20 protein-coding genes and 1 pseudogene are annotated in these 22,955 nt (G+C 74.7%); 2 read left to right on the forward strand and 19 right to left on the reverse strand.

Annotation, left to right across the window (positions count from 1 at the left end; genetic code table 11):
• The coding region (locus E0D90_RS26530; RefSeq protein ID WP_157996837.1) for an MFS transporter at window positions 1-1,060 on the forward strand (1,060 nt) is incomplete at its 5' end.
• A 27-nt stretch (window positions 1,061-1,087) separates the two neighbouring features.
• On the opposite strand, the gene E0D90_RS08430 is transcribed toward E0D90_RS26530, so the two are convergent.
• The 12 genes from E0D90_RS08430 to fmt all read right to left on the reverse strand — a co-directional run bounded on the left by E0D90_RS08430 (window position 1,088) and on the right by fmt (window position 14,575).
• Window positions 1,088-2,263: a MalY/PatB family protein gene (locus tag E0D90_RS08430; protein ID WP_103503557.1), complete on the reverse strand. Its 1,176-nt coding sequence runs from the start codon at window positions 2,261-2,263 to the stop codon at window positions 1,088-1,090.
• 162 nt (window positions 2,264-2,425) lie between these two features.
• Window positions 2,426-4,159 (reverse strand): flavin monoamine oxidase family protein, encoded by a 1,734-nt coding sequence (locus E0D90_RS08435; protein WP_130797215.1) that lies wholly within the window; start codon window positions 4,157-4,159, stop codon window positions 2,426-2,428.
• 159 nt (window positions 4,160-4,318) lie between these two features.
• Window positions 4,319-5,140, reverse strand: a complete 822-nt coding sequence (locus E0D90_RS08440) for a carbon-nitrogen hydrolase family protein (protein WP_130797216.1) — start codon at window positions 5,138-5,140, stop codon at window positions 4,319-4,321.
• A 228-nt stretch (window positions 5,141-5,368) separates the two neighbouring features.
• Window positions 5,369-6,646, reverse strand: a complete 1,278-nt coding sequence (locus E0D90_RS08445) for an RNA polymerase sigma factor (RefSeq protein ID WP_130797217.1) — start codon at window positions 6,644-6,646, stop codon at window positions 5,369-5,371.
• A 4-nt stretch (window positions 6,647-6,650) separates the two neighbouring features.
• Window positions 6,651-7,001, reverse strand: coding sequence for a YciI family protein (locus E0D90_RS08450; protein ID WP_130797218.1), 351 nt, complete (start codon window positions 6,999-7,001; stop codon window positions 6,651-6,653).
• Window positions 7,002-7,131: 130 nt separating this feature from the next.
• Complete coding sequence (locus E0D90_RS08455) at window positions 7,132-7,587, reverse strand: Lrp/AsnC family transcriptional regulator (protein ID WP_103504460.1); 456 nt, start codon at window positions 7,585-7,587, stop codon at window positions 7,132-7,134.
• Window positions 7,588-7,727: 140 nt separating this feature from the next.
• Window positions 7,728-9,167, reverse strand: coding sequence for a GuaB1 family IMP dehydrogenase-related protein (locus E0D90_RS08460; protein WP_103504457.1), 1,440 nt, complete (start codon window positions 9,165-9,167; stop codon window positions 7,728-7,730).
• A gap of 235 nt (window positions 9,168-9,402) precedes the next feature.
• Window positions 9,403-10,389 (reverse strand): sugar-binding transcriptional regulator, encoded by a 987-nt coding sequence (locus E0D90_RS08465; protein WP_103504456.1) that lies wholly within the window; start codon window positions 10,387-10,389, stop codon window positions 9,403-9,405.
• Between the two features lie 206 nt (window positions 10,390-10,595).
• Window positions 10,596-11,261: a ribulose-phosphate 3-epimerase gene (gene rpe / locus E0D90_RS08470; RefSeq protein ID WP_103529599.1), complete on the reverse strand. Its 666-nt coding sequence runs from the start codon at window positions 11,259-11,261 to the stop codon at window positions 10,596-10,598.
• A gap of 100 nt (window positions 11,262-11,361) precedes the next feature.
• On the reverse strand, window positions 11,362-11,925 hold the full coding sequence (locus E0D90_RS08475) for a dihydrofolate reductase family protein (RefSeq protein WP_130797219.1): 564 nt from the start codon (window positions 11,923-11,925) through the stop codon (window positions 11,362-11,364).
• Between the two features lie 193 nt (window positions 11,926-12,118).
• Complete coding sequence (locus E0D90_RS08480) at window positions 12,119-13,531, reverse strand: RsmB/NOP family class I SAM-dependent RNA methyltransferase (protein ID WP_130797220.1); 1,413 nt, start codon at window positions 13,529-13,531, stop codon at window positions 12,119-12,121.
• 111 nt (window positions 13,532-13,642) lie between these two features.
• Window positions 13,643-14,575 (reverse strand): methionyl-tRNA formyltransferase, encoded by a 933-nt coding sequence (fmt, locus tag E0D90_RS08485; protein ID WP_103504452.1) that lies wholly within the window; start codon window positions 14,573-14,575, stop codon window positions 13,643-13,645.
• A 441-nt stretch (window positions 14,576-15,016) separates the two neighbouring features.
• Here fmt and E0D90_RS08490 point away from each other — a divergent pair, with 441 nt between their 5' ends.
• Window positions 15,017-15,544 carry a hypothetical protein gene (locus tag E0D90_RS08490; protein WP_130797221.1) on the forward strand — a complete coding sequence of 176 codons (528 nt, stop codon included), beginning with the start codon at window positions 15,017-15,019 and terminating at the stop codon, window positions 15,542-15,544.
• 133 nt (window positions 15,545-15,677) lie between these two features.
• Here E0D90_RS08490 and E0D90_RS08495 read toward each other — a convergent pair whose 3' ends face one another.
• From E0D90_RS08495 to E0D90_RS08525, 7 genes and pseudogenes are all read right to left on the reverse strand, one after another.
• The gene (locus E0D90_RS08495) at window positions 15,678-17,813 is read right to left on the reverse strand and encodes a primosomal protein N' (protein ID WP_130797222.1); all 2,136 of its coding nucleotides are present in this window, start codon (window positions 17,811-17,813) and stop codon (window positions 15,678-15,680) included.
• A 210-nt stretch (window positions 17,814-18,023) separates the two neighbouring features.
• Window positions 18,024-19,232: a methionine adenosyltransferase gene (gene metK, locus E0D90_RS08500; RefSeq protein ID WP_130797223.1), complete on the reverse strand. Its 1,209-nt coding sequence runs from the start codon at window positions 19,230-19,232 to the stop codon at window positions 18,024-18,026.
• Between the two features lie 129 nt (window positions 19,233-19,361).
• Entirely contained in the window at window positions 19,362-20,597 is a 1,236-nt protein-coding gene (gene coaBC / locus E0D90_RS08505; RefSeq protein WP_130797224.1) for a bifunctional phosphopantothenoylcysteine decarboxylase/phosphopantothenate--cysteine ligase CoaBC, read from the reverse strand.
• A 202-nt stretch (window positions 20,598-20,799) separates the two neighbouring features.
• Entirely contained in the window at window positions 20,800-21,072 is a 273-nt protein-coding gene (gene rpoZ / locus E0D90_RS08510; protein ID WP_103504618.1) for a DNA-directed RNA polymerase subunit omega, read from the reverse strand.
• 109 nt (window positions 21,073-21,181) lie between these two features.
• Window positions 21,182-21,778 carry a guanylate kinase gene (gmk, locus tag E0D90_RS08515; protein ID WP_103504619.1) on the reverse strand — a complete coding sequence of 199 codons (597 nt, stop codon included), beginning with the start codon at window positions 21,776-21,778 and terminating at the stop codon, window positions 21,182-21,184.
• A gap of 62 nt (window positions 21,779-21,840) precedes the next feature.
• Window positions 21,841-22,164, reverse strand: coding sequence for an integration host factor (locus E0D90_RS08520; protein ID WP_018836707.1), 324 nt, complete (start codon window positions 22,162-22,164; stop codon window positions 21,841-21,843).
• Window positions 22,165-22,694: 530 nt separating this feature from the next.
• Window positions 22,695-22,955 (reverse strand): annotated as a pseudogene (locus E0D90_RS08525) (orotidine-5'-phosphate decarboxylase); the annotation flags it as partial.

Here is a 22,955-nt window from a genome sequence, read left to right on the forward strand (position 1 = left end):
GCCCGCCCTGGCCCCCCATCCCGCCACCCTGGCCGTCCTGCTGGCCGTCTTCGGCGGAACCGCCGGCATGGCCGACGTCGTGATGAACGCCCAGGGCGTGGAGGTGGAGCAGCGCTACGGGCGTTCGATCATGTCCGGGCTGCACGGCCTGTGGAGTGTGGGAACGCTGCTGGGCTCCGCGGGCGGCGTCGCCGCCGTGCACGCCGGGGTCGACGCGCGGATCCACCTGCTGGCCACGGCGCTGCTGCTCACGGTGCTGGCACAGCCGGCATGCCGGGGGCTCATCGACGTGCGGCCCGCCGCCGGCGAGGAGGCGCCCCCGCGTTTCAGCAGGCCGCCCCGCTCGGCGGTGCTGATCGGGGCGGTCGGGGTCGGCGCGGTACTGGCGGAGGGCGCCGCCATGGACTGGTCCGGCGTTTACCTCCGGGACGTCACGGGCGGCTCGGAGACCCTGGCCGCCGCCAGCTACACGGCGTTCGCCTGCACCATGGCGGCCGCCCGGCTCTCAGGTGACGCGGTGGTGCGCCGCATCGGCGCGGTGCGGGCGGTGCGGCTGAGCGGCGCGGTGGCGACGCTCGGCGGCCTCACGGTGGTGGTCGCGCCCGGTCCGGCGGTGGGGATCGCCGGGTTCGCGCTGATAGGCGTCGGCATCGCCGTCGTCGTCCCGCTGGCCTTCGCCGCCGCCGGGCGCAGCGGCCCGGCCCCGGGCCAGGCCATCGCCGGTGTCGCCACCATCACCTACACCACCGGTCTGGTGGCGCCCACCCTCATCGGGGTGGTCGGCGAGGTCAGTTCACTGCGGATGTCGTTCGCGGTGGTCGCCACCGCCACGGCGCTGATGATCCTCGGGGCGGGTGTCCTGGATCCGGGGCGGGGCAGCCGTGTCGCGGCCGGTGGAGCCCGGGGCGGGACGGGCACCACGGCCACCGCGGCGGCGGTGGAGGCGGCGGAGACGGTCATCGCCGATCCGGTCTCCGCCACGCAGGCCGGGAAGGCCGGACCCACCGGAACGGTCGACGTCCCGGCGCGCGCCGCAGACGGGAGCCGCCCGCCGGGATGACCGCCGCCCCCTCTCGTGCCCGCGCCGTCAGGCGCGGGCACGGGCGGCGGTCGCCATCCGCCGCACCGCCTCGGTGAGCAGTTCCGGCGGGGTCGCGGTGTTGAGCCGGACATGCCCCGCGCCCTCCTCGCCGAAGGTGGCACCCGGGTTGACCGCGAGCCGCCCGCGGTCGAGGAAGACGGCGGCCGGGTCGTCGCCGAGACCGAGCTGCCGGCAGTCGAGCCAGGCGAGGTAGCCGCCCTGCTGCGGCCGCCAGCGGACTTCGGGCAGCAGGTCGCCGAGCAGTCCGGCGAGCAGGTCCCGGTTCTGCGCCAGGCCGGCGAGCAGCGCGTCGAGCCACGGTCCCCCGTCGCGCAGCGCGGCCGTGTGGGAGATGACTCCGAGGTGGCTGCGGCCGTGCGCGACCTCCTCCGGCAGCCGGGCCAGCTCGGCCGCGGCCTCGGCTCCGGCGACGGCCAGGCCCGCCTTGGCGCCGGAGAGGTGCCAGCCCTTGGACGCGGAGTGGACGGCGAAGCCCCGCTCGGTACCGGGCACCGCCAGGTACGGGACGAACACCGCCCCCGGCAGCACCAACGGGGCGTGGATCTCGTCGGAGACGACCCGGACGCCGTGCTCGTCGGCCAGCGCGGCGAGGGTGGCCAGTTCGGCGGCGGTGTGCACGGTGCCGGTGGGGTTGTGCGGGCTGCACAGCACGTACGCGGCACGGGCGCCGCCGGCCGTGGCGGCGGCGAACGCGCGATCCAGCGCCGCCGGGTCCAGTCGGCCGCCACCGTCCAGCGGCGCGGTGGTGACCCGCCGTCCGATGTTCTCGGAGAACTGCCGGATCGGCGGGTAGACCGGCGGGCTGATCACCACGGTGTCGCCCGGCCCGGTGACCAGCTTCAGCAGCTCGACCAGGCCGAGCATCACGTCGGGCACGATCGCGGTCCGCTCGGGTTCGACCGTCCAGCCCCACCGCGCTGCGGCGAAACCGGCCAGCGCCTCGGCGTAGCCGGTGCCGGTCGGGTAGCCGGTGTCGCCGAGGGCGAGCGCGTCGGTGAGGGCGGCCACCACGGGTTCGGCGACGGGCACGTCCATCTCGGCGACCCAGGCGGGCAGCACGTCGGGTTCGTACCAGTTCCACTTGATGCTGGTACGGCGGCGCAGCTGCGCTTCGGTGAGCTGGGTCAGCGGGTTCGGTGGGCCGGTATGCTCGGGCGCCACGGGGCGGCCTCCACGGGTCGCGGGTCGGCGGCGGCCGGTCGGCCCGGCCGTCCTTCATGGTCACCGCCGGGGCGCGCGGCGGCAAGGCCGCGCCCCCTGAGCCGGGTCGGCGCCGGCACACGCGCCCCGCGGACGAAGGGGCCGCGCGCTCCCGGTGAGCGGTCAGTCCTCCGGAAGGTGGACGGGCTCGATGGTGTCGTAGACGTCGCCGGGCCCGGGGTTGGCGGGGTCGGTACCGCCGCCGAACTGGTGCATCACGCCCCAGACGGCGTTGAGCGCGGTCTGGACGGCGCCCTCGGCCCAGCCCGCCGTCCAGGAGATGTCGTCACCGGCGAGGAAGAGACCCCGGCGGTCGGCGGGGAGCCGGTCCTGCATGAAGTGGGTGAACAGCCGTCGCTGGTAGCGGTAGTGGCCGGGCAGGTTCGCCTTGAAGGCGCCCATGAAGTACGGCTCGTCCTCCCAGGAGACGGTGACCGGGTCGCCGATGATGTGCTTGCGGATGTCGACGCCGGGATAGATCTCGCGCAGCGACTTCAGCATGACCTCCATCCGCTCCCCCGCGCTCAGCGGCAGCCACTTGGAGCTGTCGTCGCACCAGGTGTAGGAGAGGCAGATGGCGGCGGGCCGGCCGGGCCCGTTGTCCAGCAGATAGGTGCCGCGGGTCATCCGGTCGGTCAGGGTCATCGACATGGTGTCGCGGCCGGTGGGCCGGCCGTCGGCGTCCACGGCCTCGTCCCGCCAGAACGGCCGGTCGACGGGCACGAACAGCTTGGACGACTCCATGTAGTGGGTGCGCTCCACTGCCGTCCAGTGGTCGATCGGCAGCAGCGCGTCGTCACAGTCGATCTTCGCGAGCAGCATCCACGACTGGGCCGTGAAGACGGCCGCCGGATAGGTGCGGACGGCGCCGGAGGCGTCGGTGACGGTGACGGCGGTGCCGCCGCCCGCCGCAGCCGTGCGGTGCAGCCGGGTCACGGCGGGCCGCGGTTCGCCGCCGTGCAGCGAGCGCAGCGACGTGCCGTGCGGCCAGTGGACGAGCTTGGACGGCTCACGCTCCCAGAGCCGCTCCGGCAGCTGCTGGCTGCCGCCGACGATGCCCCGGTGGTCGTCGTCGGCGCCGGTGTACACCACGCGCAGGATCTCCAGGACGGAGTTGGGGAAGTCGGTGTCCCAGCCTCCGGTGCCGAAGCCGACCTGGCCGAAGATCTCGCGGTGCCGGAAGGAGGCGAACGCCGGTGAGTCGCAGAGGAACCCGTAGAAGGTCTGGTTGTCGAGCTTCTCCACCAGCCGGGACCAGATCTCCCGGATGCGGGGGATGTCGCGGGTGCGGATGGCCTGCTGCATGTCGGAGAAGTCGGCGCCCTCCTCCAGGCAGGAGTTCCACGCGTCCATGACGATGCGGTAGACCTCCGGCAGGTCGTCCAGGCCGCGCGCGTAGTGGCTCTCCCCCTTGAGGTCGACGACGGTCGAGGGGGTCTCGGGCGCCAGCGGGTTGGGGAAGGGCACCGTCTCCAGGCCCGCCAGCGAGATGTAGTGGGAGAGCGCGGTGGAGCTGGGCGGGAACCGCATGGCCCCCATCTCGGCGGTCAGCTCGGGCGGGCAGCCGGGGAAGGTCTCGGTGCGCAGCCGGCCGCCGATGCGGTCGGCCTCGTACACCACCGGCTTCAGGCCCATCGTCATCAGCTCGTAGGCGGCGACGACACCCGACAGGCCGCCGCCGATCACCGCGACCTCACGGCCGTGTTCGGTGGCCGGGATCTGGCCGAGCCCGGCGGGGTGGGCCAGGTAGTCGTCGTAGGCGAACGGGAAGTCCGGTCCGAACATGGTCAGCGGCGGCTCGTCGCGAGGGGCGTCGTGCTGCTCGTCGTGGGCGGCGGTGGGCACCGTGGAGGTCATGGCGCGGGTCTCCTGGCACGGGTCGATGGTGCGGGTGGGGGCGTGCGGTTGGGGCGTGCGGGTGGGACACCGGGCGCGGGCGAAAGCCTCCGGCCACCGCGGGCTGCGGGCGGGCCGGCCGGTGATCCGGTGGTTCACGCGGCTACGGCGTGAACGTGGTCACGGCGTGAGCGTGGTGTACAGCTCGGGTCGTCGGTCGGCCAGATACGGGTTGGCCGCACGCGAGGCCGCCAGCGCGGCCGGGTCCACGTCGGCCACCAGCAGCTGCCCGTCCTCCCCCGCACGGGCGGGCACGGTGCCGTCGGGCGCGGCCAGGCAGCTCAGCCCCGTGAAGTCGAACTCGCCCTCCCGGCCGCAGCGGTTGGCGTACGCCACATACAGCTGGCTCTCCCAGGCGCGGGCGGGCACCAGGGTCGTGGCGACGAAGTCGAAGGGCCGCATCAGCGCGGTGGGTACCGCCAGCAGATCGGTTCCGGCCAGGGCGTGCGCGCGCACCGCCTCCGGGAACTCCACGTCGTAGCAGACCAGGAGCCCGATCCGCAGCCCGTCCAGCTCGGCCTGCACCACCGGTTCGTCGCCCGCGGTGAACGCCTCCCGCTCGTAACCCCCGTACAGATGGGTCTTGCGGTAGCGGGCGAGGGTCCGTCCGTCCGGCCCGGTGAGCTGGACCGTGTTGTGGACGACGCCGCTCTCCGGGGAGCGCTCGGGGTAGCCGTGGACGACGGCGAGGCCGTACTCGGCTGCGATCCTCCCCACCTCGCGTGCGGCGGGGCCGTCGCCCGGCTCGGCCCGGTCGGCGACGGCGGCGCCGAGGGCGTACCCGGTGAGCGACAGCTCGGGCGTGATCAGCAGGCGGGCGCCCGCCTCCGCGGCACGCGCGGCGGCGGCGCGGAGGACGGCGGCCCCCGCGTCGTTGTCCGCGGGGATGCCGGACGGGCCCTGGAGCAGGGCGATGCGCAGCGGCGTCTTCGGCGACGTCAAGGCAACCTCACGGAACGGTCTCGCGGTGGGCCGGTGGTACACCGACGACGGTACGGTCCCCCGTTGACCTGCGACAAGACACCTCTTCCGCACCCCGTCCGGCGATCTGTTGCGCCGTTTCCGCACCAAGCGGCGATTCGTTGCGCGCACCCACCCGAGGCACCCGCCGGTTGCCCCGAGCCACCTGGCCGGGCGGCGGGCGCCGCATGGTCACGGTGGCTCGGGGCCCTACTCCCCCGGCGGCTCCGCTTCGAGGTCCGCCAGCCGCCGCAGCAGATGGGCCCGTTCCGGCTCGGTGCCCGCGAGCTCGATCGCCCGGCGGTAGGCGGCGGCCGCCTCGGGGGCCCGCCCCAGACAGTGGAGGAGTTCGGCGCGCGCCGTGTGCAGCGGATGGTGGCCGCGCAGCGCCGGCTCACCGGCCAGCCCGTCCAGCAGCGCCAGCCCGGCGGCGGGCCCGTCCCGCATCGACACCGCGACGGCGCGGTTGAGCGCCACCACGGGCGACCCGGTCAGCGTCAGCAGCACCCCGTACAGCGCGACGATCTGCGCCCAGTCCGTTCCGCCGCTGTCCGGCGCCTCGTCGTGCAGGGCGGCGATGGCGGCCTGCACCCCGTAGGGGCCAGGCGAGCCGCCGGTGAGAGCCGAGGTGGTCAGCGCGGTGCCCTCCGCGATCAGCTCCCGGTCCCAGCGGGTGCGGTCCTGGTCGGCGAGCAGCACCAGCGCCCCGCCGGGCCCGGTGCGGGCGTCCCGCCGGGCGTGGACCAGCAGCATCAGCGCCAGCAGGCCGGCGGTCTCCCGCTCGGTGGGGAGCAGCCGGTGCAGGATCCGCGCGAGCCGGATCGCCTCCTCGGCCAGGGCGGGGCGCTGCAGACTGGGGCCCGAGCTGGCGGTGTAGCCCTCGGTGAAGATCGAGTAGAGCACGTTGAGGACCCCGGGCAGCCGTCCCGGCAACTCGTCGACCGCCGGCACCCGGAACGGGACGCGGGCGCGGCGGATCTTCTGCTTGGCGCGCACGATCCGCTGCGCCATGGTGGCGGTCGGGATCAGATAGGCGCGGGCCACTTCCGGGGTGGTGAGCCCGGCGAGGCAGCGCAGGGTCAGGGCGCCGCGCGCCTCGGCGGGGAGCGCGGGGTGGGCGCAGGTGAAGAACAGTTCGAGCCGCTCGTCGGGCAACTCCCCAGCGGTCCGCGGGGCGGGGGCGGCGTCCCGTTCGCGCTCCGCCTGGAGGACCGCGAGCCGGGCGGCGTGGGTCCGGTCACGCCGCAGCCGGTCCACGGCCTTGCGACGCGCCGTGGTCAGCAGCCAGCCACCGGGGCTGGAGGGGACCCCACGGACCGGCCAGTGGACCAGCGCCGCCTCCAGCGCCGCGGAGGCGGCGTCCTCGGCGAGGTCGAGGTCCCCGAACCGGTGGACCAGGGAGGCCAGCAGCCGGCCGTGTTCCTCACGGAACACCGCCTCCACGGACGAACGCGCCGCCATCCGGTAGCCGGCCTCCTCCCCGTCCATCGGTTCAGCCGCCGAAGTCGGCGACGGGCCGCACCGTGACGGCGCCGGAGCCCCGGGCGCCCGGACAGCGCGCGGCCCACTCCAGGGCGGCGTCGAGGTCCGGGACGTCGATCACGTAGAACCCGCCGAGCAGCTCGCGGCTCTCGGCGAACGGTCCGTCGGTGACGGTGCGCTCGCCGTCGGCGGCGACACGGACGGTGGTGGCCGTCACCAGATCGGCCAGCGACTCGCTCGACACCACGATCCCGGCGTCGTTGACCGCGCGGTCGTAGGCCTGCCAGTCGGTGACGTCGCAGCCCTCGGCACCGCCGTCCGCGTCGACGGCTCCGGCCTGGATCAGCAGCATGTACTTCATGGGTGGCTCCTGCCTCTCGGGTTGTCTCCCGCACGGCGTTCGCGCCGTACACCCTGACGACGGACGGGAGGGCGCGGAATCGACACCCTCGGGCGAAGAATCTCCGCGGTTCTCCGGACGGCGCCGGTGCTCAGCCGGGCGGCCCGGCGGCGTGCCGGCGCAGCAGCGGGGAGAGGACCAGCACCGACTTGGTGCGCTCGACGAACGGCTCACCCGCGATGCGTTCCAGGACCTGCTCGAAGTGGCGCATGTCGGAGGCGAGCACCTGCACGATGGCGTCGGCGTCACCGGTGACGGTCGAGGCCGAGACCACCTCGGGATAACGGGCCAGAGCCCCGCGGATGTCCCCGGGCGCGGTCTTGGACCGGCAGTAGATCTCGATCAGGCCCTCGGTGCGCCATCCGATCGCCGCGGGGTCGACCCGGACGGTGAAGCCGGTGATGGCGCCCTCGCTGCGCAGCCGGTCCACGCGCCGCTTCACGGCGGGGGCCGAGAGCCCGACCTCCGCGCCGATGTCGGCGTAGGAGCGCCGGGCGTCCTCGGCCAGCGCGTGGACGATCCGCTCGTCCAGTCCGTTCAGTCGCACCACGGCAGTACACCACGTCGCGGCGGGTGCGGCACCGCGTCGTGCGAGGTGCGGGCCGTGCCGGGCAGGGTGCGGCACCGCGTCGTACGAGGTGCGGGCCGTGCCGGGCGCCCGGGGGCGGGCGGCACGGCCCGCAGGTCTCACTGCCAGCTGGCGTGCAGCGGCTTGCCCTCGGCGTAGCCGGAGGCGCTCTGCACGCCGACGACGGCCTTCTCCGCGAACTCCTCGAGCGAGGCGGCCCCGGCGTAGGTGCAGGAGGAGCGGACCCCGGCGATGATCGAGTCGATCAGGTCCTCGACGCCCGGGCGGGCGGGGTCCAGGAACATCCGCGAGGTGGAGATGCCCTCCTCGAACAGGCTCTTGCGGGCCCGATCGTAAGCGGACTCCTCGGCGGTCCGGTTGCGGACGGCGCGGGCGGAGGCCATGCCGAAGCTCTCCTTGTACAGACGGCCGTCGGCCGCCTGCTGAAGGTCGCCGGGCGACTCGTGGGTGCCGGCGAACCAGGAGCCGATCATGACGTTCGACGCGCCGGCCGCCAGCGCCATGGCGATGTCGCGGGGGTGCCGGACGCCGCCGTCGGCCCAGACGTGGCGGCCGAGCCGGCGCGCCTCGGCGGCGCACTCCAGCACGGCGGAGAACTGCGGGCGGCCGACGCCGGTCATCATCCGGGTGGTGCACATCGCGCCGGGGCCGACCCCGACCTTGATGATGTCGGCGCCGGCGTCGACGAGGTCACGGACGCCCTGGGCGGAGACGATGTTGCCGGCGACGACGGGCACCGCCGGGTCGAGGGCGCGGACCGCCCGCAGCGCGGAGATCATCGACTCCTGGTGGCCGTGGGCGGTGTCGACCACGATCGCGTCGGTCCCGGCCTCCAGCAGTGCCGCGGCCCGGCCGGCGACGTCCCCGTTGACGCCCACCGCGGCGGCGACGCGCAGCCGGCCGTCGGCGTCGGTGGCCGGGGTGTAGAGGGTGGCCCGCAGGGCGCCCTTGCGGTTGAGGATGCCGACGAGCCGGCCGTCGGCGTCCACGGCGGGAGCGATCCTGCGGTGGGCGGAGTCCAGCCGGTTGAACGCCTCACGGGGGTCGAGCGTGGCGTCGATCAGCAGCAGGTCGCGCGACATGATCTCGGACAGCTGTGTGAAGCGGTCGACACCGCTGAGGTCGCGCTCGGTGACGATGCCGACGGGGCGGCCGTCGGAGACGACCACGGCCGCGCCGTGTGCCCGCTTGGGCAGCAGCGACAGCGCGTCGGCGGCGGTCTGCCCGGGGGTGAGCGTGATCGGGGTGTCCAGCACCAGATGACGGCGCTTGACCCAGCCGATGACCTCGGCGACGACCTCGATCGGGATGTCCTGGGGGATGACGGCCATGCCGCCGCGGCGGGCGACCGTCTCCGCCATGCGGCGGCCGGCGACGGCGGTCATGTTGGCGACGACCAGCGGGATGGTGGTGCCGGTGCCGTCGGGGGTGGCCAGGTCGACACCCTGGCGGGAGCCGACGGAGGACCGCGAGGGGACCATGAAGACGTCGTCGTAGGTCAGGTCGTACGGCGGCACGGTGTCGTTCAGGAATCGCATGCTGGCTCTCTCACCTGCGTGTGGATGTCCGGGCGGGTGGGAGGCCGGCGCCGGAGCGGGCGGACCGTTCCGCCCGGGCCGTCCGGCCGCGGCTCCTACGGCAGTATCCCAGGCCGGTGACCGGCACCGGAACACCGGCCCGCCGACGGCGGGCCACGGGGCGTGGCCGCGACACGGCGGGCGGACGGCCCGGAAGAGCCGACGGACGGGGCCGCCGGGGCCAACGGGCCCGTGGTCAGGCGGTGTCGGGGTCCACCCGCTCCAGCGCGGGGCGCCCGCCGGGGTCCATGGTGAGCAGCTGGTCGGCGGCGGCCGTGTCGGTGACCAGGCTGGTCACCAGCCCGGAGCGCAGCACCGCCGCGATGGCCTCCGCCTTGCGGCTGCCGCCCGCGATCGCGACGACCTCCGGCACCCGGCGCAGCCGGTCGGCCTCCACGGTGATGCAGCGCTCGCCGAGGTCGCGGCCGATGCGTCGCCCGTCGCTGTCGAAGAGGTGCGCCGACATCTCGGCGGCGACACCGAGGGAGGCGTAGTGCGCGCGCTCCTCGGTGCTGAGCATGTCGTGGACGGTGGAGATGCCCGGCTCCCAGGAGCCGATCGAGACGGCGGCGACGGTGACCTTGTCGAAGTACTCGAACGCCCCGGCGATACCGGGCTGGCGGCGCAGCGCGGCGGCGGTCTGGGGGTCGGGGAGCAGCATCGGCGCGTAGATCGGGTGGGCGCTGCCGCCGGAGACGGCGGCGGCCCGGCGGACGGCCTCGACGGAGCCGCGTTCGGCGGTGCCCGCGTCGTAGACGCCGGTCAGCTGCACCACGGTGCACGGCGCCAGTTCCCGCAGGGCGGCGGCCATGTGGATGGTGGAGCGGCCCCACGCCAGCCCGAGGACGTCCCCCTCGGCCACCAGCTCGCCGAGCAGGTCGGCGGCGACCTCGCCCAGGTTCTCCGGGTCGGGGGTGTCGTCGGGCGCGTCGGCCGGGGACTCCGCGACGACGACGTGACGCAGCCCGAACCGGGCGCGCAGCGCGTCGGAGCGGTCGGCGTCCAGTTCGGCGGGGACCCGGATCTCGATCCGCACCAGGTCGTGCTCGACCGCGGACTCCAGGACTCGCGCCACCTTGAACCGGCTGACACCGAACTCGTCCGCGATCTGGATCTTGGACTTGCCCTCCAGGTAGAAGCGGCGTGCCATGGCCGCCGCCTGCATCAGCTCGGCGGGCCCCATCCGTGTGGCTGACCTTCCGGCCGACACCGCACTCACCTCACAGTCCTCGGCTCGTCCCGCTCGTCTCACTCGCGCGTACCGCTGTACCGCTCGCGTCCCGCGTGCTCATCCTCGCAGACGTCGTGCGTTCCGTGATCCCACCGGTGCACGCAGCACGCGTCGTTGACCGCGTCCGGCGCTCTCGCCGGGCGGTCGCGCTCCGGCGTTCACGCCCGCGCGGCGGCCTCCTCGGCCTGCCGGCGGAGCGCCGCGACGGCGGCCGCCGGGTCGTCCGCGTTGTAGACCGCGGAGCCGGCGACGAAGACGTCGGCTCCGGCCTCGGCGCAGCGTTCGATGGTCTCGGCGGAGACACCGCCGTCGACCTGGAGCCACATCTGCAGGCCGTGGCGGTCGATGAGCTGACGGGTGCGGCGGATCTTCGGCAGCATGATGTCGAGGAACGCCTGCCCGCCGAAGCCCGGCTCCACCGTCATCACCAGCAGCATGTCCAGTTCCGGCAGCAGGTCCTCGTAGGGCTCGATCGGGGTGGCCGGCCTGAGCGCCATGGAGGCGCGGGCGCCCTGCGCGCGGATCTCACGGGCCAGGCGGATCGGCGCGGCGGCGGCCTCGACATGGAAGGTCACGGAGCCCGCCCCGGCCTCGGCGTACTGCGGGGCCCAGCGGTCGGGCGCCTCGATCATCAGATGGCAGTCGAGCGGGGTGTCCGTCGCCTTGTGCAGGGACTCCACGACGGGCAGTCCCAGCGTCAGGTTGGGGACGAAGTGGTTGTCCATCACATCGACGTGGAGCCAGTCCGCGCCGTCGACGGCCCGCGCCTCCTCGGCCAGACGGGCGAAGTCGGCGGACAGGATGGACGGGTTGATCTGTGCCATGGGCCCAGTATTCAGCATCGCTCCGGCCCTCCCACGGCAGGTGCCCCGCACCACGCCGGCCGCTCCCGCTCCGGGAGCCGAACGCTCCAGGTCAATACAGCTAGCGCGCCACGCGGTAGCGGAGGTGGACGACCCTGGAGCTGAAGGTGCGGGTCCCGACCAGTTCGAGGTCCACCCGGCGCCCGTGCCGGGGGAAGAACGGAATTCCGCCGCCGACCAGTACCGGGTGGACCCTGGGGCGGTACTCGTCGATCAGATCCAGCGCGGCGGCCTCGGCCGCGAGCCTCGCACCGCCGATCGCGATGTCGCCGTCCCCCGGCTCGGCCCGCAGGCGCTCGATCTCCTCCGCCAGGCCACCGGAGGCCAGGCGGGCGTTGCCCCGTACCGCTGAGAGGGTGGTGGAGAACACCACCTTGGGGAGCGATCTCCAGATCGCCGCGAACTCGCGCGTCGAGAAGTCGAGCGATGGATGCTGGTCGACGCTCTCCCAGTACAGCATCGTCTCGTACAGCCGTCGCCCCAACAGGTGGACACCGGCTTTCCGCACCTCGTCGGTGGCGAAGCGAAAGAGCTCCTCGTCGGGCGGCGTCCAGTCGAAGCCGCCGTCCGGCCCGACGATGCAGCCGTCCAGCGAGACGCCCATCGAATAGGTCACGCTGCGCATCGGACGTCCTCCTCGGCATCGGTCCCGACCGTACGACCGCCCGACGCCGCAGGACTCATCGCGACACGAGACCCACGGTCCGAGTCACTCACCTGATCATTCGTCGATACCTCAATGGCCGTGCGCGAAGCCTCACACCGGCCGATCGGAACGAGAGCCGGTCACCCGATCCGCGGGCCCGCACCCGCGTGGGTCAGCCGGTGCGGCGCAGCAGCGCCAGGTACATGGCGTCGGTGCCGTGCAGATGCGGCCACAGCTGGACGGCCGGCCCGTCGCCGAGGTCAGGCACCCCGGGGAACAGGGGGCGGGCGTCGACCCGTTCGGCCGGGGTGGTGGTCCGGGTGCGGCGCAGCACGTCCTCGACCACCGCGCCGGTCTCGGCCGGGTGCGGCGAGCAGGTGGCGTAGCCGACGACGCCGCCGGGCCGCACCGCCCGCAGGGCCTCGCGCAGCAGGGACCGCTGGAGCGGCGCGAACCGCTCCAGGTCCTCGGGGCGGCGGCGCCAGCGGGCCTCGGGGCGCCGGCGCAGGGCTCCCAGCCCGGTGCACGGCACGTCGACGAGGACCCGGTCGAAGGAGCCGGGCTGCCAGCCGGGCCGTGTGCTGTCGGCGGTGATCACCTGGTACGGGCCGGGGTTGCCGGCGAGGGCGCGTTCCACGAGCCGGGCCCGGTGCGGCTGCCGCTCGGCGGCGAGGAGCGCCGCGCCGCGTTCGGCGGCCAGCGCGGCGAGCAGCGCCGCCTTGCCGCCCGGTCCGGCGCAGCCGTCCAGCCAGCGGGAGTCGTCGCCCTCCACCGGCGCGTTCGCGAGGGCGAGGGCGACGAGCTGGCTGCCCTCGTCCTGGACCCCGGCCCGTCCCTCGGCGACGGCGGGTACGGCGCCGGGCTCGCCGCCCTGCGCCAGGTGGACGGCGTAGGGCGACCAGCGCCCGGCCTCGGCGCCCGCGACCAGCAGTTCGTCGGTGGAGGACCGGCCGGGCCGGGCTACCAGGGTGACGGCGGGGCGTTCGTTGTCGGCGTCGAGCAGTGCCTCCATACCGGCGCGGCCACCGCCGAGGGCGTCCCACATGGCGGAGACGACCCAGCGGGGGTGCGCGTGGGTGAGGGCCAGGTGCTCCTCGGCGTCGTCGTCGTAGGAGGGCGCGATCCTCTCCAGCCACCCGCCGAGGTCGTCGGCGGTGACGCGGCGCAGCACGGCGTTGACGAACTTGGCACGGCCGTCGCCGACGGCGACCCGCGCCAGTTCGACGGTGGCCGAGACGGCGGCGTGGGTGGGGATGCGAGTCGAGAGGAGCTGGTGGGCGCCCAGGGACAGGACGTCCAGCACGGGCGGGTCCACCTCCCGCAGCGGCCGGTCGACGCACTCGGCGAGGATCGCGTCGTAGCTGCCCTGCCAGCGCAGCGTGCCGTAGACCAGCTCGGTGGCGAGCGCGGCGTCGCGGTCGTCCATGCCGTTCTTCCGGGCCTCGCGCAGCAGCGGCGGAAGCGCCAGGTTGGCGTAGGCGTCGCGTTCGTCCACGGCGCGCAGCGCCTGGAAGGCCAGGAACCGCACGGGATCCTTGGTGGGACGGCGGTAGGGCCGGGCGGGACGGCGGGGCGGGGTGCTCACAGCTGATTGCTCCGCGGGACGGGATCGAGAACGGTACGGGTGGACGGCCGGGTGGGCCGGGCGTCTGGGGTGAGGCCCGCCGGGCCGGGCGGCTCCGGCGGGCGCGGGACGTCAGCCACCGAGCAGTTCCCCCGGGGCCACCCGCACGCCCCGGGCCCAGTCGGCGGCGGCCATCGGCTTCTTGCCCTGCGGCTGGACCCAGAGCAGTTCCACGGCGTGGGAGCCGGTGCCGACGTGCACGCTGTGCTTGCCGGCCACGACGGCACCGGGCGGCAGCCCCGTGTGTCCCGGGGCCGGGGTGAGCTGACGCAGCTTCAGCCGTTCGCCCCGGAACGTCGTCCAGGCTCCCGGCGCGGGCGAGCAGCCGCGGACCACCCGGTCCACGCGGAGCGCGGGCGCGTGCCAGTCGACCCGGGCGTCCTCCACACCGATCTTGGGCGCCAGGGTGACGCCCTCCTCGGGCTGGGGGACCCCGTGCAGGGTGCCGTCCTCGATGCCGTCCATGGTGGCGGCGAGCAGACCCGCGCCGGCGAAGGCGAGCCGGGTCAGCAGGTCGCCGCTGGTGTCCTGCTGCCGTACCTCCTCGGTGACGACGCCGTAGACCGGGCCGGAGTCCAGCCCTTCCTCGATCTGGAAGGTGGACGCGCCGGTCATCTCGTCGCCGGCCATCACCGCGTGCTGGACGGGGGCGGCTCCGCGCCAGGCGGGCAGCAGGGAGAAGTGGAGGTTGACCCAGCCGTGCCGGGGGATGTCCAGTGCGGTGCGCGGCAGCAGCGCGCCGTAGGCGACGACCGGGCAGCAATCCGGGGCGATCGCGCGCAGCCGGTCCTGGAACTCGGGATCGCGGGGGTGGGCGGGCCGCAGGATCTCGATGCCCTCCTCCTCCGCGTGCTGCGCGATGGGGCTGGCCACCAGGCGCCGGCCACGTCCTGCGGGTGCGTCGGGACGGGTCACCACCGCCGCCACCTCGTGCCGCCCGGAGGCCAGCAGTGCTTCCAGGGCGGGCACGGCCACCTCGGGGGTGCCGGCGAAGACGAGCCTCATGCTGGGTCGATCACCGTTTCTGTTCGGTACGGACAGGGGTGCGGTCGCCGGGCGCGGCCGGTCATGGCCGGGCGCGGCCGTTGCGGCCGGGGAGCAGTCTACGGTCCGTGGACGGCGCGCGCCCGGGGAGCCCGGCGGGCTCACGCGGAGCGGCACGGGGGCACGCCACCGGGGTCGGGGCGGCCGGCGGCCACGCCGCTCGTCGCTCACCGACGGCGCTGGCGGAGCTGCCCGAACCGGCCGCGGGCCACCCCCGTTCCGGCCCCGGCGCGAGGCGCCACGCGTGCGCCGGTGCGGAGCGAGCCGCGCGGGACGCGCCCCCGGATGTCCGCAGTGCGCCCGCAGGGCGTGACCGTGCGTTGGGTGACGCGTTGGTCACGACGGATTGACCAGGGCCGCTGACCGGTCCTGACCCTATTCGCCGGTTGGAGAGGCTTGTTGATGGCTGACCATGCCACCCCTGACGCTCAGGCACGAGCCAGTCTGCATCTGCTGGTACGGGACATCGAGCGGGTACGTCGCCAGGTGGAAGCGCTGCGGACGCTCACCTCACAGCTGGGCAACGTCTACCGCCCACGGCGCACCGGTCCCGCCACGGGATTCGTCGTGTACGGCCGGGCGCCCGCCCCGACGGTGCGGCTGGCCCAGGAGCTGCGGGACAGCGTGGAGACGCTGGTGACGGCCGCGGTGGACTTCGACCGCTCGCTGGGCTTCTCCTGGGACGCCGTCGGTTCGGCGCTCGGAGTCACCAAGCAGGCGGTCCACCGCCGTTACGGTGCCCGCCGCGCCACCGTCGGGGCCGGGCGCGCCCGGATGGCCACGACGGTCCCGGCAGCGCGCAGCGGACCACCGCGGCTGATGGACCCGGGCGGGACGGCGGGCGTACTCGAAGAGGAACCGGCCGAGAGCGCGGTCCGGCCGGCGGTCGAGCAGCCGCGCGGGGTGGTGCCCGGCCCACGCGGCGGCTGACCGGCGCACCCGCGGCGCGCTCGGGTCACTCACCTCACAGGTCCCGGTTCGCCGGGCGCGCGCTCACCCCGCACGCACCCGCCCGGCGGCCCGCCACCACGGCCGCCGACCGGGACCGGCGGTGGCGGGCGGGTCAGCCGATGTCGGCCGGGTCGACCCGGACCCGCGCGACCACCGGGTCACCGTGGGCGAGGCGCGCGGCGCGTGCCGCGCGCAGCGCCCCGGCCAGCGCCGCCCCCGCCGCGGGCGGAGTACGGACCAGCGCGCGCTGCCAGCGCTCGCCCGGCGGCGGCTCGTGGGAACGTCGTGGGCGTCCGCGGGGCGGGGGTTCCAGGTCGACCGGGCCCAGCACCAGTGCGTCGCCGGGGAGTTCGGCGGTCTCCAGCAGACGGGAGACCGCCGCCGGCGGGCCGGTGACCGCCGCCAGCCGGCTGACCGGGGGCAGGCCCAGAGCGGACCGGTCGCCGAGTTCGCGGGCGGCGTGACCGGCCGGATCCCAGCGCACCAGTGCCTGGACGGGGCGGGCGGTGGGCTCGGCGAGCACGACGACGGCACCGCCGGCCGGCGCGGGCCGGACCAGCGCCGCCGCGTTCAGCCAGCGGCGCAGCGCCTCCTCCCCCGCCCGCAGGTCGGCGCGGCCCAGCAGCGCCCAGCCGTCGAGCAGCAGCGCCGCCGCGTATCCCGGGCCGTCCTCCACCCGGGGTTCGGCCCCCGGCGTGGAGACCACGAGCGCGGGCCGGTCGGGCACCGTGTCGAGGATCTGGTCCCGTCCGGAGGTCCGTACGGGCACGGCGGGGAAGGCCCGTCCGAGTTCCTCGGCGGTACGGCGGGCCCCGACCACGCTGGCGCGCAGCCGCACACCGCCGCACTCGGAGCAGTGCCAGTGCTCGGTGGCCCGGCCGCACCACGCGCAGCGCGGTGCGTGGTGGCCGTCCACCGACTGGAGCGGTCCGGGGCAGTGCGCGCAGACCGCCGGATGGCGGCAGCGGTCGCAGGAGAGCCGGGGAACGTAGCCGCGGCGGGGCACCTGGACGAGGACGGGGCCGTCTGCGAGGGCGGTACGCACCGCCTGCCAGGCGTGGCTGGGCAGCCGGGCGGTGCGGGCGGCCGGGTCCCGCGCCTCGTCGTGCTCCTCCACGGTCCGCACCGCCGGAGCGCTCTCCCGCACGGTGGCGCGCGGGGCGGCCAGTTCCCCGGCCCAGCCGCTCTCCAGCAACTGGGCGGCCTCGGCGGTCCGGCTGTGGCCGCCCAGCAGCACGCCGGCCCCCTCGGACACCGCACGCAGCAGCAGCACCTCCCGGGCATGGGGCTGCGGTGCACGTTCCTCGCGGTGCGAGGAGTCACCGTCGTCCCACAGGGCGAGCAGGCCGAGGTCCCGGACCGGCGCGAAGGCCGCGGCGCGGGTGCCGACGACGGCACGGACACTGCCGCGGCTGATCGCGAGCCAGCGCCGGTAGCGGGCCTCCGGTCCGGCGTCGGCGGTCAGCAGCACATGCCGGCCGGAGCCCAGCAGTTCGGTCAGCGCGGCGTCGGCGCGGGCCGCGCTGCGCCCGTCGGGCAGGACCGCCAGCGCGCCACGCCCGCCCGCCAGGCAGGCGGCGACGGCACGGGCCAGCTCCGCGGGCCAGCCGGGGCCGGGCAGCGCGGTCCACACCGCGCGCGGCGCCTCGCCCGCGGTGAGCGCGGCGAGATAGCCGGGGCCCCCGGTGTAGGCGTCCCAGCCGGCCGGTTCCGGCACAGGCGGCGCCGGTTGCGGCGGCGGGGACTCCTTCCGCTCGGCGCGCGCCATCCGCGGCGGCACCGCGAGCTGCACGACGTCGGCGAGCGACCCGGCGTAGCGGTCGGCGACGGCGCGGCACAGGGCGAGCAGTCGCGGGGTGAGCACCGGCTCGGTGGAGAGGACCTGTGCCAGCGGCGCCAGGGTGCCGGGGAAGTCGCTGCGTTCGACGCGCTCGACGACGAACCCGTTGATCAGACCGCCGCCCTCTCGGCGCCCGCCGCGCTCCCCCGCGCCGAACCGGACCCGTACGCGGACCCCGGGACGGGCGTCGGCGTCGAGTTCGGCCGGGACCGCGTAGTCGAAGTAGCGGTCGAGGTGGAGCTGGCCCTTGTCGACCAGGACCCGGGCGACGGGGAGACGGTCCGCCAGCGCCGCACCGCGCCAGGTGCGCGGCTTGGCACGGGGCACCTTCGGGCCGTCGCCGGCCGCGGGCCCGCGGAGCAGCGCCAGCTGCTCGGGGCTGTCCTCCGGGCGGCGCGCGGTACTCACCCCGTCAGTACACCAGACGTGACCGGGTCCGCGCGCCACGGACCCGCGCGGCGGTCCGCGCACGCCACGCGCCCCCGGACCGTGGTGACGGTCCGGGGGCGCGTGGGCGGAACGGTGGCGGCCGACGGAGCGCGGCGGCGCGTCCCGTGCGGCGTGCCGGGCGGTTCGGACTCCGACGGTTCGGACGCCGGCGGGTCAGACTCCGGCGGGTCAGACTCCGGCGGCGCGGCGCAGCTGCTCGGTGCGGTCGGTCCGCTCCCAGGTGAAGTCCGGCAGCTCGCGGCCGAAGTGGCCGTAGGCGGCGGTCTGGGCGTAGATGGGCCGCAGCAGGTCCAGTTCACGGATTATGGCGGCGGGCCGGAGGTCGAAGACCTCCCGGATCGCCTGCTCGATCCGCTCCACGTCGGTGCGGTGGGTGCCGAAGGTCTCGACGAAGAGACCGACCGGCTCGGCCTTGCCGATGGCGTAGGCGACCTGGACCTCGCAGCGGGTCGCGAGCCCGGCGGCGACGACGTTCTTCGCGACCCAGCGCATGGCGTAGGCGGCGGAGCGGTCGACCTTGGACGGGTCCTTGCCCGAGAAGGCACCGCCGCCGTGGCGGGCCATGCCGCCGTAGGTGTCGATGATGATCTTGCGACCGGTGAGGCCGGCGTCGCCCATGGGGCCGCCGATCTCGAACCGCCCGGTCGGGTTGACCAGCAGCCGGTAGCTGTCGGTGTCCAGCTTGATGCCGTCCGCCGTCAGCGCCTTGAGCTCGGGCTCGACCACGAACTCCCGGATGTCCGGGGTCAGCAGCGAGTCGAGGTCGATGTCGGAGGCGTGCTGGCTGGAGACCACCACGGTGTCCAGCCGGACCGGCTTGTCGCCGTCGTACTCGATGGTGACCTGCGTCTTGCCGTCCGGGCGCAGGTAGGGAACGGTGCCGTTCTTGCGGGCCTCGGTCAGCCGGTGGGAGAGACGGTGCGCCAGGTGGATGGGGAGCGGCATCAGCTCCGGCGTCTCGTCGCACGCGTAGCCGAACATCAGGCCCTGGTCGCCGGCGCCCTGGCGGTCGAGGGCGTCGTCCTCGCCCTCCACCCGCGCCTCGTAGGCGGTGTCCACACCCTGGGCGATGTCCGGGGACTGGGCGCCGATGGAGACGGACACCCCGCAGGAGGCACCGTCGAACCCCTTCTTGGAGGAGTCGTAGCCGATGTCCAGGATCTTGGAGCGGACGAGGCTCGCGATGGGCGCGTAGGCCTTGGTGGTGACCTCGCCCGCGACGTGCACCAGGCCGGTGGTGATCAGTGTCTCGACGGCGACCCGTGAGGACGGGTCCTCCTTGAGCAGGGCGTCGAGGATGGTGTCACTGATCTGATCAGCGATCTTGTCTGGGTGACCCTCGGTCACGGATTCCGAGGTGAAAAGACGGCGGGACACATCGCTCCCTGGGGTTGCAGCGGCTGCTGACTCAAACGGGTGAGCGGCCCGCGACAAGGCGGTGGCCGCTCGTATGCAGTCTATCCGGCCACCCGGCTGATCATCCATGCCGTTCGCATACTGGGCCGATCAGCTCTCCGCCAGCCGCGCCGCGACGGCGTCCCAGACCGCGTCGGCGAGGTCGTCCTTGGGGCCGTACGGGACGTGGGTCTCGGCGCCGAGGGCGTCCAGCACGACGGCCTCGTTGTCCTCGGTGCCGAACGCCCGGCCGTCGCCCACCTCGTTGACGACCAGCAGGTCACAGCCCTTGCGCGCCAGTTTGGCGCGGCCCGCGGCGAGCACGTCGTCGGTCTCGGCGGCGAACCCCACCACCAGCTGTCCGGGGCGGGGCCGGTCGGCGGCCAGCGCCGCGAGGATGTCGGGATTGCGCACCAGTTCGACGGGGGCCGGTTCCTCGCCGTCCTTCTTCTTGATCTTCCCGGTGGCGCGGACCGCGGGGCGGAAGTCGGCGACGGCGGCGGCCATCACCACCACGTCGGCCGTCGCCGCGGCGGCCGTGACTGCTTCCGCCAGCTCCGCGGTGGTGGAGACGGCCACCACGTCGACCCCGGCCGGGTCGGGCAGCGCCGTGTTGGCCGCCACCAGGGTCACCTCGGCGCCACGGGCGACGGCGGTGCGGGCCAGCGCGTACCCCTGCTTGCCGGAGGAGTTGTTGCCGAGGAAACGCACCGGGTCCAGCGGCTCACGGGTGCCGCCGGCGCTGATCACGACCCGCCGCCCGGCGAGGTCGCGCTCCCCCGCACGCGGACCCCGTGCCAGCACCCGGCGGCAGACGGCGAAGATCTCCGCCGGGTCCGGGAGGCGGCCCTTGCCGGTGTCGCTCCCCGTCAGCCGCCCGCTGGCGGGTTCGATCACCACGGCACCGCGGCGCCGCAGCGTGGCGACGTTCTCCCGGGTGGCGGGGTGCTCCCACATCTCGGTGTGCATGGCGGGGGCGAAGACCACCGGGCAGCGGGCGGTGAGCAGGGTGTTGGTGAGCAGGTCGTCGGCACGGCCGTGGGCCGCCCGGGCCAGCACGTCGGCCGTGGCCGGGGCCACCACCACGAGGTCGGCCCGCTGGCCGATCCGCACATGCGGGACCTCGTGCACGTTCTCCCACACGGCGTGGGCGGCGGGCCGGCCGGAGAGCGCGGCCCAGGTGGCCTCGCCGACGAAGTGCAGGGCCGAGGCTGTGGGCGCGACGGTGACGGCGTGGCCGGACTCGGTGAACCGGCGCAGCAGCTCGCACGCCTTGTAGGCCGCGATGCCGCCGCCGACTCCGAGGACGATCTCGGGCCGGTCGTCGGTGCCAGGTGTCTGCGTCACTCGTTGCTCCCGCTTCACTGCGGCACCTCGACGGTGCGCCGGACGGTTCGCCCGCGCGTCACCGGGCGGCGGCGCGCGGACGGTCCCAGCGTATGCGCCGCCCCCGCGCCGCGCGGGCCCCGGGGCACGCCCCACGACGCACCGGGGCCCGGCAGCGTGACGTGACGCTGCCGGGCCCCGGTGGCGAGGTGGACGGACCGGCTCAGTCGGCCGGGCCCTCGATCGCCTCGGCGGTCAGGAGACCCGCGTTGATCTCACGCAGGGCGATGGAGAGCGGCTTCTCGTGGACGTGGGTGTCCACCAGAGGGCCGACGTACTCCAGCAGGCCCTCGCCGAGCTGCGAGTAGTACGCGTTGACCTGACGCGCACGCTTGGCGGCGTAGATCACCAGGCTGTACTTGGAGTCGGTGGCCTCGAGCAGCTCATCGATCGGCGGATTGATGATGCCCTCGGGCGTCGCGATGGAAGAGGACACGCTCTGCCTTCCGTAAGACGGGGTGCGAACCGGACCGGTCGGCCGGTCCCGTACGGCCGGCCTGCGGCCGACGCCGGGCCGCAGTGGTGACGCGCGGCGACCGGAGGGTTCACGAGATTCGGGTCAAGGCTAGCAGCTCGGCCGAGACCTCCTCGACGGAGGTGTTGACCAGCGTGTGGTCGAACTCCGCCTCGGCGGCCAGTTCGGTGCGGGCGGCGGTGAGACGCCGCTCGATGACCTCGGGCGGCTCAGTGCCCCGCCCGGTCAGCCGGCGGACCAGCTCGTCCCAGCTCGGCGGGGCGAGGAAGACCAGCCGCGCCTCGGGCATGGACTCGCGGACCAGCCGCGCGCCCTGGAGGTCGATCTCCAGCAGGACCGGCTCCCCGGCCGACAGCCGCTCAAGGACGGCCTGCCGGGGCGTTCCGTAGCGGTTGCCCGCGAACTCGGCCCATTCCAGCAGTTCGCCGTTGGCGACCAGCTTGTCGAACTCTCCGTCGTCGACGAAGAAGTACTGGACGCCGTGCCGTTCACCCGGACGTGGCCTGCGCGTGGTGGCCGACACCGAGAGCCAGATCTCGGGATGGGCCTGGCGCAGGTGCGCGACGACGGTGCTCTTGCCGACCCCGGAGGGGCCGGAGAGGACGGTCAGTCGCGGACGGCCGGGCGGGACCTCGGGGGACGTCCCCCCGGAGACAACCTCACTCATGGGGTGATTATCCCGCCCGGGCGCGCGGCGAGGAAATCCGCGTCCGCCGCGCGCCCGACGCGTCAGGACCCGGTGCTGCCGAACTCGCGTTCCAGGGAGGCGATCTGGTTGGAGCCCAGACCGCGCACCCGGCGGCTCTCGGAGATGCCGAGCCGCTCCATGATCTGCTTGGCGCGGACCTTGCCGACGCCCGGCATGGACTCCAGCAGCGCGGAGACCTTCATCTTGCCGATGACGTCGTTCTCCTGGCCCTGCTTGATGACATCGTGCAGTGAGGCTCCGGAGTGCTTGAGCCGATTCTTGACCTCGGCGCGCTCCCGGCGAGCCGCAGCGGCCTTCTCGAGCGCGGCAGCGCGCTGTTCAGGGGTAAGGGGCGGAAGAGCCACGCCTACGTCACCTCAGGTATCGAACGGTCGGATGTGGGTTGCGGGAGCGGGCACGATACTCGCGACCCGGCACCCTGCGGTACCGGACGCCTGGGCGCCCGGCGGGTCCGCTCCCGACGGAGACTAGCGGGCAAGAGCGCAAGAGTCAGCGAGATCAGCCGAAAACTCCTGGTCAGCTGTTGTGACTCCGGACATTAAGGCCCATTTCGGCGCACTGGTCGGCGCCTGATCCAGCAGGGCCCGGCGAGGCCCGGAGCCCGGGGCCCCGGCGAACGGCGCGCCGGGCTCCCCCGTGACCTGCGGCGCAGACACCACGGCCCGGCCGATACCTGCTGTGACCAGCCGTCTTGCAGGAGGGCCCGGGGTGGCAGGTGGCGATTTCGTGCACATCCCGTGGGCCTGCCATGGACGCGCCCTTCGCCGGGTCGCCCACGCCGCCCTGACCGGCGTGAACCCGCCGTTCCGCGCCGGTGCGGCCGGTGGGGCCGGTGGCGGGGAACGGCGGGTTCACATTGGTTGTGTGGCGTGGTTCAGCCGATGACGGCGGCCAGTTCCTCGTTCCAGCGGGCCGCCGACGCGCGCAGCGCGTCGGGGTCGGGACCGGCGCGCAGCACCCCCCGGCTGACGCTGGGCAGGGCGGCGGGCAGGGCCGGCCCGAGCAGCGCGGGCAGGTCGGCGGGCGCGGCGCCCTGCGCGCCCAGGCCGGGCAGCAGCAGCGGTCCGCCGATGTCCAGGTCCGCATGGGTGAGCCCACCGGCCGGTGGGCTCACCCATGCGGACCTGGACATCGG

This window comes from Streptomyces otsuchiensis, from assembly GCF_004305975.1.
Classification (GTDB): Bacteria; Actinomycetota; Actinomycetes; order Streptomycetales; family Streptomycetaceae; genus Streptomyces; species Streptomyces otsuchiensis.